This window comes from Halapricum hydrolyticum (assembly GCF_025517535.1).
Taxonomy (GTDB): domain Archaea; phylum Halobacteriota; class Halobacteria; order Halobacteriales; family Haloarculaceae; genus Halapricum; species Halapricum hydrolyticum.
In genome coordinates this window covers 552,233-566,569 of record NZ_JAOPKC010000001.1, presented here as the reverse complement: position 1 = coordinate 566,569, position 14,337 = coordinate 552,233, and the positions used below count along the sequence as shown (strand labels likewise).

At 63.0% G+C, this 14,337-nt stretch carries 16 protein-coding genes; 11 read left to right on the top strand and 5 right to left on the bottom strand.

All coding sequences use genetic code 11. The features are described 5' to 3' along the window. Positions 1-128 precede the first annotated feature (128 nt). Positions 129-1,442, bottom strand: a complete 1,314-nt coding sequence (locus tag OB916_RS03005) for an RNA-guided endonuclease InsQ/TnpB family protein (RefSeq protein ID WP_315907793.1) — start codon at positions 1,440-1,442, stop codon at positions 129-131. A 214-nt stretch (positions 1,443-1,656) separates the two neighbouring features. Further along, positions 1,657-3,093 carry a dihydrolipoyl dehydrogenase gene (locus tag OB916_RS03000; RefSeq protein ID WP_315907792.1) on the bottom strand — a complete coding sequence of 479 codons (1,437 nt, stop codon included), beginning with the start codon at positions 3,091-3,093 and terminating at the stop codon, positions 1,657-1,659. A gap of 124 nt (positions 3,094-3,217) precedes the next feature. Between OB916_RS03000 and OB916_RS02995 the strand changes: the two genes are divergently transcribed. From OB916_RS02995 to OB916_RS02985, 3 genes are all read left to right on the top strand, one after another. Further along, the gene (locus OB916_RS02995) at positions 3,218-4,003 is read left to right on the top strand and encodes a sulfite exporter TauE/SafE family protein (RefSeq protein ID WP_315907791.1); all 786 of its coding nucleotides are present in this window, start codon (positions 3,218-3,220) and stop codon (positions 4,001-4,003) included. A 67-nt stretch (positions 4,004-4,070) separates the two neighbouring features. After that, positions 4,071-4,790, top strand: a complete 720-nt coding sequence (locus OB916_RS02990) for an SDR family NAD(P)-dependent oxidoreductase (protein ID WP_315907790.1) — start codon at positions 4,071-4,073, stop codon at positions 4,788-4,790. A 78-nt stretch (positions 4,791-4,868) separates the two neighbouring features. Next, positions 4,869-5,507: a DsbA family oxidoreductase gene (locus OB916_RS02985; RefSeq protein ID WP_315907789.1), complete on the top strand. Its 639-nt coding sequence runs from the start codon at positions 4,869-4,871 to the stop codon at positions 5,505-5,507. A gap of 139 nt (positions 5,508-5,646) precedes the next feature. Here OB916_RS02985 and OB916_RS02980 read toward each other — a convergent pair whose 3' ends face one another. Then, complete coding sequence (locus OB916_RS02980; RefSeq protein WP_315907788.1) at positions 5,647-6,063, bottom strand: hypothetical protein; 417 nt, start codon at positions 6,061-6,063, stop codon at positions 5,647-5,649. A gap of 324 nt (positions 6,064-6,387) precedes the next feature. On the opposite strand from OB916_RS02980, the gene OB916_RS02975 reads away from it, so the two are divergent. The 5 genes from OB916_RS02975 to OB916_RS02955 all read left to right on the top strand — a co-directional run bounded on the left by OB916_RS02975 (position 6,388) and on the right by OB916_RS02955 (position 10,521). Then, positions 6,388-6,669 (top strand): hypothetical protein, encoded by a 282-nt coding sequence (locus OB916_RS02975; protein WP_315907787.1) that lies wholly within the window; start codon positions 6,388-6,390, stop codon positions 6,667-6,669. A gap of 122 nt (positions 6,670-6,791) precedes the next feature. After that, positions 6,792-7,424, top strand: coding sequence for a helix-turn-helix domain-containing protein (locus tag OB916_RS02970; protein WP_315907786.1), 633 nt, complete (start codon positions 6,792-6,794; stop codon positions 7,422-7,424). Positions 7,425-7,508: 84 nt separating this feature from the next. Further along, the gene (locus OB916_RS02965; RefSeq protein WP_315907785.1) at positions 7,509-7,892 is read left to right on the top strand and encodes a winged helix-turn-helix transcriptional regulator; all 384 of its coding nucleotides are present in this window, start codon (positions 7,509-7,511) and stop codon (positions 7,890-7,892) included. Continuing rightward, positions 7,893-9,257 (top strand): dihydrolipoyl dehydrogenase, encoded by a 1,365-nt coding sequence (locus tag OB916_RS02960; RefSeq protein WP_315907784.1) that lies wholly within the window; start codon positions 7,893-7,895, stop codon positions 9,255-9,257. 187 nt (positions 9,258-9,444) lie between these two features. Beyond that, positions 9,445-10,521 carry an NAD(P)/FAD-dependent oxidoreductase gene (locus OB916_RS02955; RefSeq protein WP_315907783.1) on the top strand — a complete coding sequence of 359 codons (1,077 nt, stop codon included), beginning with the start codon at positions 9,445-9,447 and terminating at the stop codon, positions 10,519-10,521. 284 nt (positions 10,522-10,805) lie between these two features. On the opposite strand, the gene OB916_RS02950 is transcribed toward OB916_RS02955, so the two are convergent. Then, on the bottom strand, positions 10,806-10,991 hold the full coding sequence (locus OB916_RS02950) for a hypothetical protein (RefSeq protein WP_315907782.1): 186 nt from the start codon (positions 10,989-10,991) through the stop codon (positions 10,806-10,808). A 166-nt stretch (positions 10,992-11,157) separates the two neighbouring features. Here OB916_RS02950 and OB916_RS02945 point away from each other — a divergent pair, with 166 nt between their 5' ends. Next, positions 11,158-12,111, top strand: a complete 954-nt coding sequence (locus tag OB916_RS02945) for a cation diffusion facilitator family transporter (RefSeq protein WP_315907781.1) — start codon at positions 11,158-11,160, stop codon at positions 12,109-12,111. A 128-nt stretch (positions 12,112-12,239) separates the two neighbouring features. Here the strand turns inward: OB916_RS02945 and OB916_RS02940 are convergent, their stop codons facing one another. Then, a complete protein-coding gene (locus tag OB916_RS02940; RefSeq protein WP_315907780.1) occupies positions 12,240-13,085 on the bottom strand; it encodes an aldo/keto reductase in 846 nt (281 codons plus the stop codon). A gap of 106 nt (positions 13,086-13,191) precedes the next feature. Between OB916_RS02940 and OB916_RS02935 the strand changes: the two genes are divergently transcribed. Beyond that, positions 13,192-13,725, top strand: coding sequence for a GNAT family N-acetyltransferase (locus OB916_RS02935; protein ID WP_315907779.1), 534 nt, complete (start codon positions 13,192-13,194; stop codon positions 13,723-13,725). Continuing rightward, positions 13,725-14,303, top strand: coding sequence for a GNAT family N-acetyltransferase (locus tag OB916_RS02930; protein WP_315907778.1), 579 nt, complete (start codon positions 13,725-13,727; stop codon positions 14,301-14,303). Before OB916_RS02935 ends, OB916_RS02930 begins: the two co-directional genes overlap by 1 nt. The last annotated feature ends 34 nt before the right edge of the window (positions 14,304-14,337 follow it).

Below are 14,337 nucleotides of genomic sequence, written 5' to 3'. Positions count from 1 at the left end.
CCTACTCGAATCACTGCTTGAACAACCGGCTCAAGTCGGATTTCGACGATCGCGTCGTACCTCAGCGAACATCCTGCAATTTGAATCGGCAACTACTGTGAAGGCGGAGGAATCCCGAGGTTGGGATATTACGGTTTAGAGTCTACCACCTCGGCCTGCGGTTGGAATCCGCAGGAGAGGTCATACAGGTAGACTCCGGGCTGTGCCAACCAGCCGGTACTCCTATCCCCGGACAACTGCCCGAAAGACTCGGAGTTACTTTCGTTGATGTTCAGACGGATGTTCTCCGCCCCGTTCACGTCGGCGTTGAACGCCACATTACAATCCTCACACACGTACAGACCGCGTTCAACACGCTGACTATCGTCTTCTTTACCACATACGCAACACGTCTTGCTCGTGTCCCGTTCGGACACTTCCACGACCTCGATACCCTCAACCTTCGCCTTGTATTCGAGAATCGAGGTGAAGCGGTCGAACGCCCACCCGTGTAAGTCGAGGTTGCCGTGTTTGCCCCAGTTCTTCGATTCGCCCTTCTCATTCTCACGCACGCCCTCCAAGTCCCCGACGTTGATGCGGCCAACACCCTTCTCGACACACCTTTCAATGATGTGTTTCGCTAAGGAGTGAAAGAAGTGAGTGCGGCGTTCCGACCACTTGTGATGTAGTCGCGTGGCCCTGTCGCCACCACTGTTGTCGCACTTGGCGATCTCTTTCGGGAAGTAGTACCCGTCTTGTTTCAAGCGATTGCCGGGGTAGAGGTCAGCGTCTTCGGTGCTGTAGGCGACGGCGGCGAAGTTGCTGATACCGAGATCGACGCCCGCCGTCTCGTTGCCGGGAGCGTTGGGCGTCTCGATTTCGTCTTTGCAGACGAGGTGCAGCTCCCACCGCTCTTTCTGCTGGTCGTAGACGGCTCGAACTTGTTGCAGGTTCTCGACCGTAACGCCGGGTCGTGTCTCGTATTCGACAAGGATGTACTCCCACGCTTTCGGGTGTTCCTTGTGATTCGCCCCTTTTGAGAGGCGAACACGGCTGTTCTTGGTGTCGTGACGGATGCCGTGTTGCTTCCATGTGATCGTGCTGCGTGGGTGTTCTTCGTGGACACAGCGACCCTCGTCGTCGTAGTAGTTTTCTTTGCGGTAACCGGGCGGATTATCCCTGTCATCGTCGCTGGAGTACCACGAGTTGAAGGCTTCAGCGAGTTCCTCCAGAACCCGCTGACTGGACTGACTGTGCAGTCCCTTGTACGTTGGATGGGTCTTCAACTCGTCTTTCAACTCCTCGTGGTCGGGAATCTCGCCCGTCTCTTCCCACACTTCTCGGGAATGGTAGTTAGCGACGTTCCAGAGTTTGCTGGCACTCCACCCGTGGCGGTCGAGCGAGCCCTCAACCTGTGAGTGGTTGCGGATTTCCGCTCGATAGGTGCGGTGGACTTCCAGCATTCTGAACGTCTGTATAATCGATTATACTCGCTTCTTTTGTAATGGTTGGTGTTTGATAGCGGTAGAATATCCGGCCCTGTCGGAGTCGGTGGAACGTGGTGCTGAGTGACGGCGCGTATCCACGGCCTGAAGACCGTGGTATTGCGCCTGTTCAGCCTATAAGCCCGAGCGAACGTCTGAGTAACGCAGTAACGGACGTGTTAGGTGATACCGATCAATGGTCGTGGTCGTGTCCGCCGCCTCTACGGGTGAACTGCCCCGAGAACGCCCGCTGGACGACCTCGGGCAGTGCCGGGTGGATGTGGATCGAGTTCCGGATGTCCTGAACCGTGCCCGAGCCGGATTTCATCGCGACGACGACCTCCTGGATCAGCGTCGAGGCGTCCGGCCCGATGATGTGACAGCCCAGTATCGCTCCGTCGAGGTCGATGATGGCCTTCACGAATCCGTCGGCGTTCATCGCGTCGCCGCGGGCGGTGTCCCCGTACTGGTAGGTGTTCGTCGCGTACTCGCGGTCGTCCTCCCGCAGTTCCTCTTCGTGTGCGCCGACGCCGGCGACCTCCGGGGAAGCGAACACAGCAAAGGGCATCGCGCTGTAGTCCACTGGCTGGAGGTCCTCGCCGAAGACGTTCCGGGCCACGGTCCGGGCCTCGTGGTTGGCGCTGTGTTTGAGCAGATACTCCCCGACGATGTCGCCCAGCGCCCAGACACCCTCGGCGTCGGTCCGGAGGTACTCGTCGGTTTCGACGAACCCGCCGTCGTCGGTCTCGACGCCGGTCGCCTCGACGTTCAGGACGTCGGTGTTGGGCACGCGGCCCGAGGCGACCAGCAGCGCGTCGCCCGTTACGTTCACGGGGTCTTCGCCCTCGATGACGCCCGCATCGTCGCCGTACTCGTACGGTCGTGCTTCGACCGTGATCCGGCCGTTCTCCTCGCTGACCGCCGTGGCCATGTGGCCCGTGTGGACGGTGAAGCGATCGGCATAACGGTCGGTAAAGGCCGCGGCGACCTCCTCGTCGGCTTCCGGCAGGAGGTTCGGCCGCCGGCCGACGATCGTCACCTCGCTGCCGAAGGTCCCGAAGAAATGGCCCAGTTCCGCGGCGATGTATCCGCCGCCGACGATCACGAGGTGCTCGGGCGGCGTTTCGAGCCGGAGCGCCTCCGTGCTGGTCATGTACTCGACCTCGTCGATGCCGTCGATGTTCGGGACGGCCGGGCGCGTCCCGGCGGCGACGAGGACCGTCTCCGCGCGGAGTCGGGCCCCGTCGTCTTCCCCCCCAGAGATCTCGACGGTCCGGTCGTCCACGAACCGGGCCTCACCCTTGAACAGGTCGTGTCGCGCCGAGGATTCGAGCCCTCGCCGGATCGATTCGGCGTCGTTGCCGACCTCCTCGTTGACCGCCCGAACGATCTCGGCGAAGTCGACGCTTTCGACTGTGGCGTCGATCCGGAACTCGTCGGCGCGCTCGACTGTCTCAAGGACGTCGGCGTGATACAGCAGGTGTTTCGAAGGGATACAGCCGCGGTTGAGACACGTTCCGCCGAGCGGCCCCCTCTCGACGACGGCGACCGACTGGCCCTGGTTGGCGGCGACGTTGGCGACGTCCAGCCCCGAACCGGAGCCGATGACCATGAAATCGAATTCTTGCATGGAGACACCGACGAGTGCCTCGCTAAAGAAGGTCGAGTAACGTTTCGGTTAGGCGGCCACGGCGATCGTACCCTTACCCCCGGGTGACCGTACTATTTAGGAGTCTGCTGCAGTATCGACGAGCGTGTTACCAGGGTTGCCGCCGGAACTGATCGCCGGAATCGCCCTCGTCATCGTCGTCGCCGGGGCGGTCAACGGGCTCGCGGGCTTCGGGTTCGCGCTCGTTGGGACAATGGCGCTGGCGACGGCGATCGACCCCGCCACGGCCGTCGTGTTCATGATCGCGCCCATTCTGGGCGTAAACCTCTCGCTGATCCGGGACCTCTCGCTGGAAGACCTGCGGACGTGTGGTCGCCGATTCACCCCCCTGATCCTCGCCGCGCTGGTCGGTACGGTCGTCGGGCTCGTCGTTCTTGATCGTCTCCCCCAGGGGCCGCTGAAGGTCGGACTCGGCGCGGTCTCGCTGGCCTTTGTCGCCAGTGCCCAGCGTGTGGTCCCGGTTCCGGGGCTGGACCGCGCGAAGGAGGGCTGTTTTGTCGAATCGATCCCTGGAATGATCGGTGTTGGTGCCGTCTCGGGGCTCTTGTTCGGCGGAACGAACGTCGGCGTCCAGCTGATCGCCTACCTCCGGAGCTGTGACCTCTCCCACGGCGTGTTCGTCGGCGTCGTCGCGATGGTCTTTCTCGGGCTCAATGCGGTCCGCATCGGGGCCGCCGGCGCGCTCGGTCTCTACCCGAGCCTCGCGATCGCGCTCGCCTCCGCTGTCGCCGTGATCCCGGCGGTGGCCGGCGTCGCGGTCGGAAAACGCCTCCGAACGAGCGTCGGTAAACGACAGCGCCGCGCCGGCGTCCTCGGGCTTCTGACCCTGATCGGGATCCGACTGATCCTCGGCGGACTCGGTATCGCGTGATCGTCGTCCGGTTTTGTCCGAGAGGGTTCGTCAACACGGTTTTGTCCGGCGAGAGCCACGTCTACCCATGCCACGCACAGCAGTCATCGCCGGCGTCGGCTCGGGGCTCGGTGAATCCCTCGCGCGGAAGTTCGCGGCCGAGGGGTTTCAGGTCGCGCTGTTCGCCCGATCGGCGGACTACATCGAGGAACTCGCCGCTGATCTCTCTGACCCCGGCGAGGGACTCGCAGTACAGACCGACCTCACTGACATCGAGGAGGTCCGCGACGGGTTCGAGGCGGTCCGGGAGGCGTTCGGTCCGGTGGACGTCCTCGTCAACCACGCGAGCGCCGCCTCCTGGACGGGTCTGATGGACACCAGCGTCGAGGAATTCGAGCAGGCCTGGGCGGTCAACGGCCGCGGGGCGTTCGTCTGCTCACAGGAGGCCGTCGGGGACATGCTCGAGACGGGTGGTGGGACTGTCATCTTCACCGGTGCGACGTCCGCAGTGCGGAGTCTCGGCGGAGCGATCGGGTTCACCGCGGCGAAGTTCGCTGCCCGTGGCATGGCGATGGACATCGCCCAGGAGTTCGGTCCCGAAGGAATCCACGTCGCGCACGTGGTGATAGACGGGCAGATCGACTCCCCGGGCGTCCCCGAACGGTTCTCCGGCCGCGAGGACGAGACGTTCCTCGACCCCGACCGGATGGCCGAGACCTACTGGCACCTCGTCGAACAGGACGACGTGAGCACCCAGCCGTTCGAGGTGCACATCACGAACGGCCCGCAAAACTCTGAATTTATCTAGCACGCCAACCGCCCACCGGGGTCGATTACCTCGATCTCACTCGACTTCTTTTCCGATCGGAGCCCGTACTGACGGGCGATGACCCGAACCAACGATCGGATCGCTGTGTACTCGGATTACGTCTGTCCGTTCTGCTATCTCGGTCGACAATCTCTCGAAGAGTATCAGCAAACCCGGGAGAGCGAACTGACGATCGACTGGCGTCCGTTCGACCTTCGGAGTCACAAGCGCGGACCCGACGGCGAGATCGATCACTCGGTCGAGGACGGGAAAGACGACGCGTACTTCGAGCAGGTTCGTCAGAACGTGGCCAGGCTGCGCGACGAGTACGGCGCGGACGAGATGCTGTCGCTGGACTATCTCCCCGAAGACGTCGATTCCTTCGACGCGCAGGTCGCCTCGCTTTATCTGCAGGCCGAGTATCCCGACCGGTGGCTCGCCTTCGACGAGGCGGTCTTCGAGGCGCTCTGGGTCGAAGGGCGGGACATCGGTAACGTCGACGTGTTGGCCGACATCGCCGAAGAGGCTGGCGTGGACGGTGACGAAATTCGACAGGCAGTCGCGGACGAGGAACGCCGTGACCGCCTTCGAGAACGATTCACCGACGCTCAGCAAGACGGCATCACTGGCGTTCCGACGTTCGCTTACGACGGGCACGCCGCACGGGGCGCGGTCCCGCCCGAACACCTGAAACGACTCGTCGAGGGAACGCGCTGACGTCCTGTCGCCGGATCCGTACGTCGTGAATGGGTGTCGAGGAACGCCCAGGCGTTCAGTGACGAGTGGTCGGGCTTCCGCTCCCGCTGGTGCGGTCTGTTCGTTTTCGAAAACGCAGATCGAGCGCGTTCCGGACTGCTCAGGACTGGGACCGCCCCATCTCGTAGGCGAGCCGGTGTGGCATCAACGCGAGAGCGCGGACGATGGCCGCCAGCGCGATGAAGATGCCGAGCAGGATGTGTCCGATCCCCCCGAGTTTCAACCACAGCAGCGTCGACGGCCATTTGTGGATACTCGCAAGCGCTTCGTTGACTGCCCCACCCCGTGGACCCCCGCTCCCGCCAGCGAGACTCGTCTCCGTGTACGTCCTGAAGAAGTCGTCCAGCAGCGGATGGAACTCCGTCAACTCGAAGACGATTGCGCTGCCGACCAGCAGGTAGCCGACCCCCGCGAAGACGGCCCCGACTTTGAGCATCCTCGTGATACTTTCGACGGTCGCTTCTATCTCTTCGGCGGACTGCCGCTGCAGCCTCACCGCGCCGTTATCTTCCGTCATAACTCGCTCGAAATATCGAAGGTCCGGTATTAAACTTCTCTTGAGGTGTCCGTGAGGGGATAACTCGGTCGTAACTCCCGTTTCACAGAATAATCGAGGCGGATGCCACGGGGTCGTCCGAGACGGCTTGCCGTCTCGTGATGACGAGAGAGCTCTGCTCTCTCGAACCACTCGATCCCGAGGCAGTTGACGCAGGTCGATGCAACATCAACGCGAGAGTACGGGGGTGAGGGCCACGTAACGCGGTCGAGTGAGGGTAAGCAACACGTATGCGACGGGGCGCGGGAGTGTTCCCATGTACGCTGACCGTCCCTGAGGCACCCCATGTCTCCGTCTACACACACTGTGCTGGTCGAGATCGTCGAGGAGACGCCGACTGGGGACGCTGTCTCGAAACGACGACTCGCCGAGTCGCTGGCCGTTCCGGAGACGGCTCTCGACCCGGCTCTGGAGAAACTCCGCGAGTGCGAGTTCATCGAAGCGACTGAGGAGGGATACCGCCCGACGACCACGACACGAGAGGTGCTCGCCCTCGACGTCGACTTCGACGACATCCTCGTGCTGGATGTCGTCGACGATGATACCACGGACGCCGTCGACGAGTGAACTCATAGACATCGCCGACGAGTGAGTTCAAAGACGTCGCTGACGGGTGACTCCATGTTTCAAGACGCTGCCGCGAGTATGGCTACACAGACACCGCCGGACAGAGCGACCCCTTTCGAACCATGACTGACGATACCAACTCGGCAGGCGAGTCCGATCCATTCGGAGCGGCCTGGTCCGAGGACGAGCGCAGCGAGATCGACCTCCGCGACCGGAAGTATTCGATCTACCGGTGTACGGACTGTAACAACGTCGTGCTCACGATGCAGGATCTTGACGGCGGGATGACCTGCCACGACGAACCCATGGAGCGGGTCACGGAGACGAAACTCGACATCAGACCACCCGACGTCCGCCAGGTATTGCTCGACGCGTTCGGCCTTCCCAAGCCCGGACTCGACGTCTGTCTGTGTGTCATCGGTGAGGGGCCGCTGTCGCCGGAGGAGCTGGCCGAACGACTCGATTACGACGTCAGCACCGTCCGGACGTATCTCAACGACCTCGTCGAGTTCGGACTGCTGGAGAAATCGCAACTCAACCGTGAATCCGGCGGATATGTCAACGTATATCACTCGATCGCGCTCGACGAGATGCGCGAGGAGACGCTGGTCGGCTTCTACGCGTGGGCCGGCGAGGCCGCGTCGCTCATCGAGGAGGCGAACCTCACCAAAGAGGATTACCGGGACGCCGAATCCGAGCAGGGGCTGAACGAGGTGTTCTGGGAGCGGTTCCGGGACGGTCGTCCAACAAACTGATATATAAATTTTGCGGGCTCCGGAGAACGTACTCCCGGCCAGGGTGTGGTTAACTATCCGCCCGGGCGTCTGTCACAGTACTACATGAGTTCAGAATCGGGGACCGTTTCGTCGAGCGGATCGGGCGCGGGAATTGACAGGCCGATTTTCGTCGAACCGGACGAGGTGTTCGACGCGGTCCAGGAAACACTCAGTCGGAAGTGGCACCTCCGGATCGTCTACCAGCTGCTGGAGAACGGTCCGCTGGGGTTCAGTGCGCTGAAACGCGAGATCGCTGGCGTCTCCTCGAAGATGCTCTCCGAGAGTCTGACGACCCTCGAAGAAGAGAGGCTGGTCGACCGGGAGATTGTCAACGACCAGCCCGTCCGCGTGGAGTATTCGCTGACCGAGCGCGGGGATGCACTGGAGCCAGTGGTATCGGAACTGATCAGTTGGGGTGTCGAACACGGTCTCGAAGAAGGTGTATAGATGGCACACGTCGACGTGCTCGTGGTCGGTGGCGGGACCGGCAACAACGTCGCCGAGGCGGCTGCCGACGCGGGTCTGGAAACGGCACTGATCGAGAAGGGGCCGCTCGGTGGAACCTGTCTCAACCGCGGGTGTAATCCCTCGAAGATGCTCATCCAGGCGGCGACCGCCGCCAATCACGTCCGGGACGCCAATCGGTTCTTCCTCGATGCGACCCTCGACGGGATCGACTACGAAGCCATCGTCGACGATATGGACGGGACGCTCTCGTCCATCGCCGAAGGGATGGAGGAGCGTTACAGGGGGAAAGAGAACCTCGCCATGTACCGGGACGCGGCTGTCTTCGTCGACGAGCGAACCGTCGAGGTCGACGGCCAACGAGTCAGCGGAGAGAAGGTCGTCGTCGCCGCGGGCTCGCGACCGCTCGTGCCGCCGATCGACGGCCTCGACGATGTCGAGTACATGACCAGCACGGAGGCACTGTACCGCCGCGACCAGCCCGAGTCGCTGGTGATCCTCGGCGGCGGGTACGTCGCGGTCGAACTGGGATATTTCTTCGAGTCGCTGGGGACCGACGTGACGATCGTCGAAATGCTGGACACGCTCGTCCCGCGAGAAGATCCCGCAGTCGCCGAGGCGTTCACGGAGATCGCCCGTGAGCGTCACGAAGTCTACACCGGTCACCGCGCGACGAGCGTCGAATCCGAGGGCGACGGGATCGTGGTTCGGGCCGAGACCGAGGGCGGTGAGACCGTTTCCGCACACGGAACGGATCTGCTGGTCGCGCTCGGCCGGCGTCCGAACACCGACACCCTCGACGTCGACGCTGCGGGTATCGAAACCGACGACGCCGGTTTCATCGTGACTAACGACCGCCTGGAGACGTCCGCCGAGAACGTCTGGGCGCAGGGTGACATCGCCGACAACGCGATGTTCAAACACTCCGGGGACTACGAGACGGGGATCACCGTTGACAACGTCGTCCGCGATGGGAACAGCGAAGCCGACTTCACGGCGATGCCACACGCGATCTTCACCGAGCCGCAGATGGCCGGCGTCGGGCAGACGGAGGCGGAGCTAGCGGACGCTGGAACCGAGTACGTCGTCGGCCGAGCGGAACTGCCCGGAACGCCGATGGGCCGGGCGAAGAAGCTCGACCACGGCTTCGCCAAGGTACTCGCGACACCCGGCGGCGCGATCCTGGGCTGTCACATGCTCGGCTACGAGGCGTCGACGATGATCCACGAGGTCGCCGTGGCCATGCGGGCGGGTTCAGGCCACGTCCGGGATATTACCGACACGATCCACGCGCATCCGACGCTCAACAAGGTCGTCCAGTACGCCTTCGAGGACGCACTGGCGTGAGTGATACTGTACCGATTTCCCGCTCCGACCGACCTCTGGCGGTCGATACGGAAAGACGTACGATAATCCGTATGAACGGAGGCAGAGACTCGTCCGCTCGGCTGTGCTGGTCACTGCGAGCGATCAGTCGTCGTGTTACTCTCGGGTGACTACATCTATTTACCAGCCGACGACATCGATCCCGGACGTGAGCGACGAAACCGATCTCCACGAGTACGAAGTCGTCGTGGTCGGGGGCGGTCCCGCGGGCATGACGGCGGCACTGTACAGCACGCGACTCGGCCATCAGACGGCAGTCGTCAGTCGCGGCGGCGGCCGTGCGGCGATGATGCAGGAAGTCCACAACCTGCTGGGTGTCCGTGAGGAGACCAATGGGATGGAGTTCCTCCAGATCGGCCAGGAGCAACTGGAAGCGTACGGCTGTGACAGCCACCGCGATATGGTCACCTCGTGTTCCCGTCCCGAGGACGGCGAGAAGCAGTTCCGACTATCGGGCAATAGCGCCGACTACGCCGCCGAGATGGTCGTGCTCGCGACGGGGTTCAACGACGTCCGTCCGGACCCACCGCTCCCCAGAACCGGCCGGGGACTGCACTACTGCCTGCACTGTGACGCCCACATGTTCGTCGACGAACCGGTGTACGTGATGGGCCACGGCGAGAGCGCCGTCCACGTCGCCGCGATTATGCTGAACTTCACCGACGAGGTGGACCTGCTGACCCGTGGCAAGGAGCCCGAGTGGAGCGACGAGAGCGCCGCCGTCCTGGAGAACCACCCCATCGACGTGATCCACGCGGACGTCACGGGCGTCCAGAACGGCGAGGACGGGTGGCTGCAAGCCCTTGAATTCGAGGATAGCGTGGGACAACGTCCCACGAGCAGCCGGACGGAGTCCGGCGACGGAAAGACTCGCGAGTACAAGGGCGGATTTGCGATGTACGGCGCGGAGTACAACAACGGCCTGGCCCGGGAGCTCGGCTGTGCGATCAACGACGACGGCACGATCGAGGTCGGCGACCACGGCGAGACCTCGGTCGACGGCGTTTACGCGGTGGGCGACTGCACGCCGGGGCACAACCAGATCCCGGTCGCGCTCGGTCAGGGAGCGAAGGCGGGGATTGACGTGCACTTCGAGTTGCGAGACTTCCCCCGCGAACCCGAGCGACTCGACAACCTGGGACCTGTCCGCGACGAGGAAGTGCCCGGGATTCCGGACGAACTGCTGGAGCAGGCGGTCGATTTCCACACGTACGAACGCCAGTAGCACTCGAAGTCAGTCATACTGCCGGCTGTACACACTTCTGCAGGAACGGCTACCTGTTATCATTGCGGACGTCGTGTGCCCCGAAAGTACCTGTCGCTGGGACGTGTAGGGATTATCGTAGGAACCCGTAGATTTCGCCTGTGAAATCGAACTCCGCCGTCCGGTCAGAGGTCGGTATCCCTCCGATCGGGCACAGTAATCCCGATCAGTACGAGCCCGGTTCGGGGACCCACGGCTAGAAAGGAGTGGTTACAGTATGCCGACGACGGACAGCAGTCCTGTACTCACTCCCGCTTTTTCACGCCCAGAGGTCTCTTGCACCCCTTGCAGAGGAAGAGATCCCTGTTCTCGTAGAGGTTGAACGACCCGTCATCTTGCGGCTCGATTTCGGCGACCTCGTGTGCGGTTTCGAGGTGGTCCATCGATTCGATGTCGGCTCCACACTCTGGGCAGGTTAACGTGTCTCCCATACGTCTCTATTCGCATTGATGAGTATATAATTGGAACTTACGTGTGGGTAAGTGGGGTTCTGAGACACTTCGGAACCTTTCCAACCGGTTGCGAAGGGAACTATGACCGTTTTGACAGCGTCCACGACCAGTACTTCTTTGCCAGTCGGCAGAGCAGTCACGGGGGATGGCTGGCAACAGCAAGGGGGTCGTGATCGCGGCGCTGCTGGCGAACGGGGCGATCGCCGTCCTGAAGTTCGTCGGATTCACGCTCACCGGGAGTCCCGCGATGCTCTCGGAGACGTATCACTCGATTTCCGACACCGGGAATCAGGTGTTCTTGCTGATCGGCATCCGCTACAGCCAGCGATCGGCGGACCAGCGCCATCCCTTCGGATACGGGAAAGCCCAGTTCTTCTACAGCTTTCTCGTGTCGGTGCTGCTGTTCGGTATCGCCGGCTGGGAAAGCGCAACCCACGGCTACGAGAAACTCGTCCACGGCGGAGCCCACAGCGTCCCGAAGCAACCGGAACTGCTGGGGATTAGCTTCCCAGCTGTCTACGTCAACTACGCCGTCTTGGCCGGTGCGATCTGCTTCGAGGCCTACGCCCTGTACAGGGCCAACGCGGAGCTCAAACGCCAGATCGAGGTCCACGACTGGAGCGGCTATCGGGAAGCGTTCCACAAGACCAGCGACGTGACGACGCTGACAGCGTTCACCGAGGACACTGTCGCGCTCTCGGGGGCCGGACTCGCGCTGTTCGGCGTCTACCTCACCGAGGTCACCCGCAACCCGGTCTACGACGCCGCTGCGGCGCTTTTGATCGGGATCATGCTGATGGGCTTCGCTCTGGCGCTGGCCTGGGAGAACAAGCGTCTCCTGCTGGGCGAGAGCCTTCCGCTCGAAGAGGAGCGGCGGCTCCGGGAAATCGTCGCCGCCCACGACGGCGTGGCCGAGATCATCGACTTCCGGACGGTCTTTTTCGGGCCCGGCCGTCTACTCGTGACGACTGACGTGTCCTTCGAGCCCGGGATCGCGACCGCCGAGATGGACGAACACATCACGGACATCGAGGACCAATTGATGGCGGCCGAGCCGTTCGTCAAGAAAGTCTACATCGAGCCCGAAAAGGAGGTCTGATAGTGACCGCTGTCGGATGACCTCTCGGACGGCACATCACTACTCGGACGACGTGATCGGGGACGCTTTGGCTCGTCGCTATCGCAGGCGCGCCAGTTCGTCACTGTTGGAGACGGCCTGGTTCGTCGCTATCGCAGGCGCGCCAGTTCGTCGTCGCTCAATTCGATCTCGGAGGCAGCGACGTTCTCTTTCAGGTGGGTTACGCTCGAGGTGCCGGGGATCGGTAGCGTGACCGGCGAGTGCTGGAGCAGCCACGCCAGCGCGATCTGATACCGGGTGGCGTCGTGAGCCTCGGCGATCGAATCGAGGGCGTCGGCTTTCTCGTCGAGTTCGCCCGCACCGAGCGGGAACCAGGGGATGAACCCGATGTCGTACTCCTCGCAAGCCTGCAGGACGTCCTCGTCCTCGCGGTCGGCGACGTTGTACTGGTTCTGGACGGTCGCCACGTCGACGATATCGCGCGCAGTTTCGAGCTGTTCGACGGAGACGTTGCTCAGCCCGACGTGGCGGATCTGCCCCTCGTCTTTCATCTCCGCGAGCGCGTGGACGGAGTCCTCGAACGGCGTATCGGGATCCGGCCGGTGATACTGATAGAGGTCGATCGTGTCGACTCCCAATCGATCCCGGCTCGCGAGGACGGCGTTGCGCAGATAATCCGGGTCGCCTTGCGGGAGCCAGTCTCCGTCCGTATTGCGCAGCAATCCGCCCTTGGTCGCGACGACGAGCTCGTCCGGATACGGGGCGAGCGCTTCGCCGATCAGTCGTTCGCTGACGCCCGGGCCGTACGAGTCCGCGGTGTCGATGAAATCCACACCGAGCGAGAGCGCCTGATGGAGCACCCGCCGGGCCTCGTCCTCGTCGTCGGGTCGGCCGATGATGTCCTCACCCGTGATCCGCATCGCGCCGTAGCCGAGTCGGTGGATGGTCGTCTCGTCGTCGAGGTCGAACGTGTCGCTTCGGTTCGCGAGTCCCATACTCCCGCCCACGACTGCCAGCGTCATGGGCTTTGGCCCGTGCGTGCTTGAGAACCTGTATCACGACGCCACAAATGCTTTCTCTCCCCATCCGGAACAGAGAGGCATGCCCGGTCCAACCTTCACGTCGGGCGAACGCGTCTCCCTCCACCCCGTCGAAGAGGAAGATCTGGATGCGTTCGCTCGCGCGCGAAACGACCCCGATCTTCGCGTCCCGCTCTGTATCGATTCGGCGACGAATCGCGAGGCCCTCGAGGAGTTCCACGAGGACACCGTCTCAGGAGGAGACGGCTACTGGTTCGTCGCGACGGCCGACGACGAGACAGTCGGGGCCGTCACCTTCCCGGACGTCCGAGAGGGGGACGGCCTGGCCGACCTCGCCTACTGGATTCTGCCCGAGCATCAGGGCCAGGGTCTCGGACGGGAAGCGGTGTCACTGTTGCTCGAATACGGCTTCGCAGAACTTCGACTCCATCGCGTCCGGGCTGACTGTCTCGCCACGAACGAGGCCTCTCGCGACTTGCTCGACTCGCTCGGGTTCTCACGCGAGGGGCGGTTCCGCGAGGCCGTGTTCCAGGACGGTGCACACGTGGACGTGTTGCGCTACGGACTGCTCGAAACGGAATGGAGTGGTGTCTGATGCCCGGTCCCGCGTTCCTCCGTGGCGAGTCGGTCAGCCTCCACACCTGGGAAGAAGCGGACTACGAGTTCTTCGAAGAACACCGCAACGAGGAGTCGATCCGGCGACCGCTGACGGACGTCTCGCCGCGGAACCGCAAGCAGGTCGAGGAGCACTTCGAGGAGCGCGTGTACGGCGATGACGACGACGGGATGGTGTTTCTGATCTGTACGGGCGACCGCGATGCGATGCGAACCGGCGACGAGGACCGGTTGACCCGCGTCGGCGAGGTCGGCATTCCCTGGGTCAACCAGCCCCACGGGTCCGGGATGCTCATGTACTGGGTCGCACCGGACCACCAGGGCAACGGCTACGTCACGGAAGCGACGGCACTCCTGCTGGATCACGCCTTCGGGCAGCGACGCCTCAACAAGGTCTGGGCGATGGTCATCGAGCCCAACGACGCCTCCCAGGCCGCCCTCGAATCGCTCGGCTTCGAGCAGGAAGGTGCCTACCGGAAGGAGACCTTCTACGAGGGCGAGTACGTCGACAGCCGTCGCTACGGCATGCTCGCCGAGGAGTGGCTGGCCGATCGATGACCGCGAGTGCGTCTCTCCGGACCTGCGTTCGTAC

Bases quoted from the DNA above. Each gene is read 5' to 3' on its own strand.
- OB916_RS02930 (WP_315907778.1), top strand. From the start codon at position 13,725: ATGCCCGGTCCCGCGTTCCTCCGTGGCGAGTCGGTCAGCCTCCACACC.
- OB916_RS02975 (WP_315907787.1), top strand. From the start codon at position 6,388: ATGTCTCCGTCTACACACACTGTGCTGGTCGAGATCGTCGAGGAGACG.
- OB916_RS02935 (WP_315907779.1), top strand. From the start codon at position 13,192: ATGCCCGGTCCAACCTTCACGTCGGGCGAACGCGTCTCCCTCCACCCC.
- OB916_RS02960 (WP_315907784.1), top strand. From the start codon at position 7,893: ATGGCACACGTCGACGTGCTCGTGGTCGGTGGCGGGACCGGCAACAAC.
- OB916_RS02945 (WP_315907781.1), top strand. From the start codon at position 11,158: ATGGCTGGCAACAGCAAGGGGGTCGTGATCGCGGCGCTGCTGGCGAAC.
- OB916_RS02985 (WP_315907789.1), top strand. From the start codon at position 4,869: ATGACCCGAACCAACGATCGGATCGCTGTGTACTCGGATTACGTCTGT.
- OB916_RS02970 (WP_315907786.1), top strand. From the start codon at position 6,792: ATGACTGACGATACCAACTCGGCAGGCGAGTCCGATCCATTCGGAGCG.
- OB916_RS03005 (WP_315907793.1), bottom strand. From the start codon at position 1,442: ATGCTGGAAGTCCACCGCACCTATCGAGCGGAAATCCGCAACCACTCA.
- OB916_RS02950 (WP_315907782.1), bottom strand. From the start codon at position 10,991: ATGGGAGACACGTTAACCTGCCCAGAGTGTGGAGCCGACATCGAATCG.
- OB916_RS02965 (WP_315907785.1), top strand. From the start codon at position 7,509: ATGAGTTCAGAATCGGGGACCGTTTCGTCGAGCGGATCGGGCGCGGGA.
- OB916_RS02990 (WP_315907790.1), top strand. From the start codon at position 4,071: ATGCCACGCACAGCAGTCATCGCCGGCGTCGGCTCGGGGCTCGGTGAA.
- OB916_RS02940 (WP_315907780.1), bottom strand. From the start codon at position 13,085: ATGGGACTCGCGAACCGAAGCGACACGTTCGACCTCGACGACGAGACG.
- OB916_RS03000 (WP_315907792.1), bottom strand. From the start codon at position 3,093: ATGCAAGAATTCGATTTCATGGTCATCGGCTCCGGTTCGGGGCTGGAC.
- OB916_RS02980 (WP_315907788.1), bottom strand. From the start codon at position 6,063: ATGACGGAAGATAACGGCGCGGTGAGGCTGCAGCGGCAGTCCGCCGAA.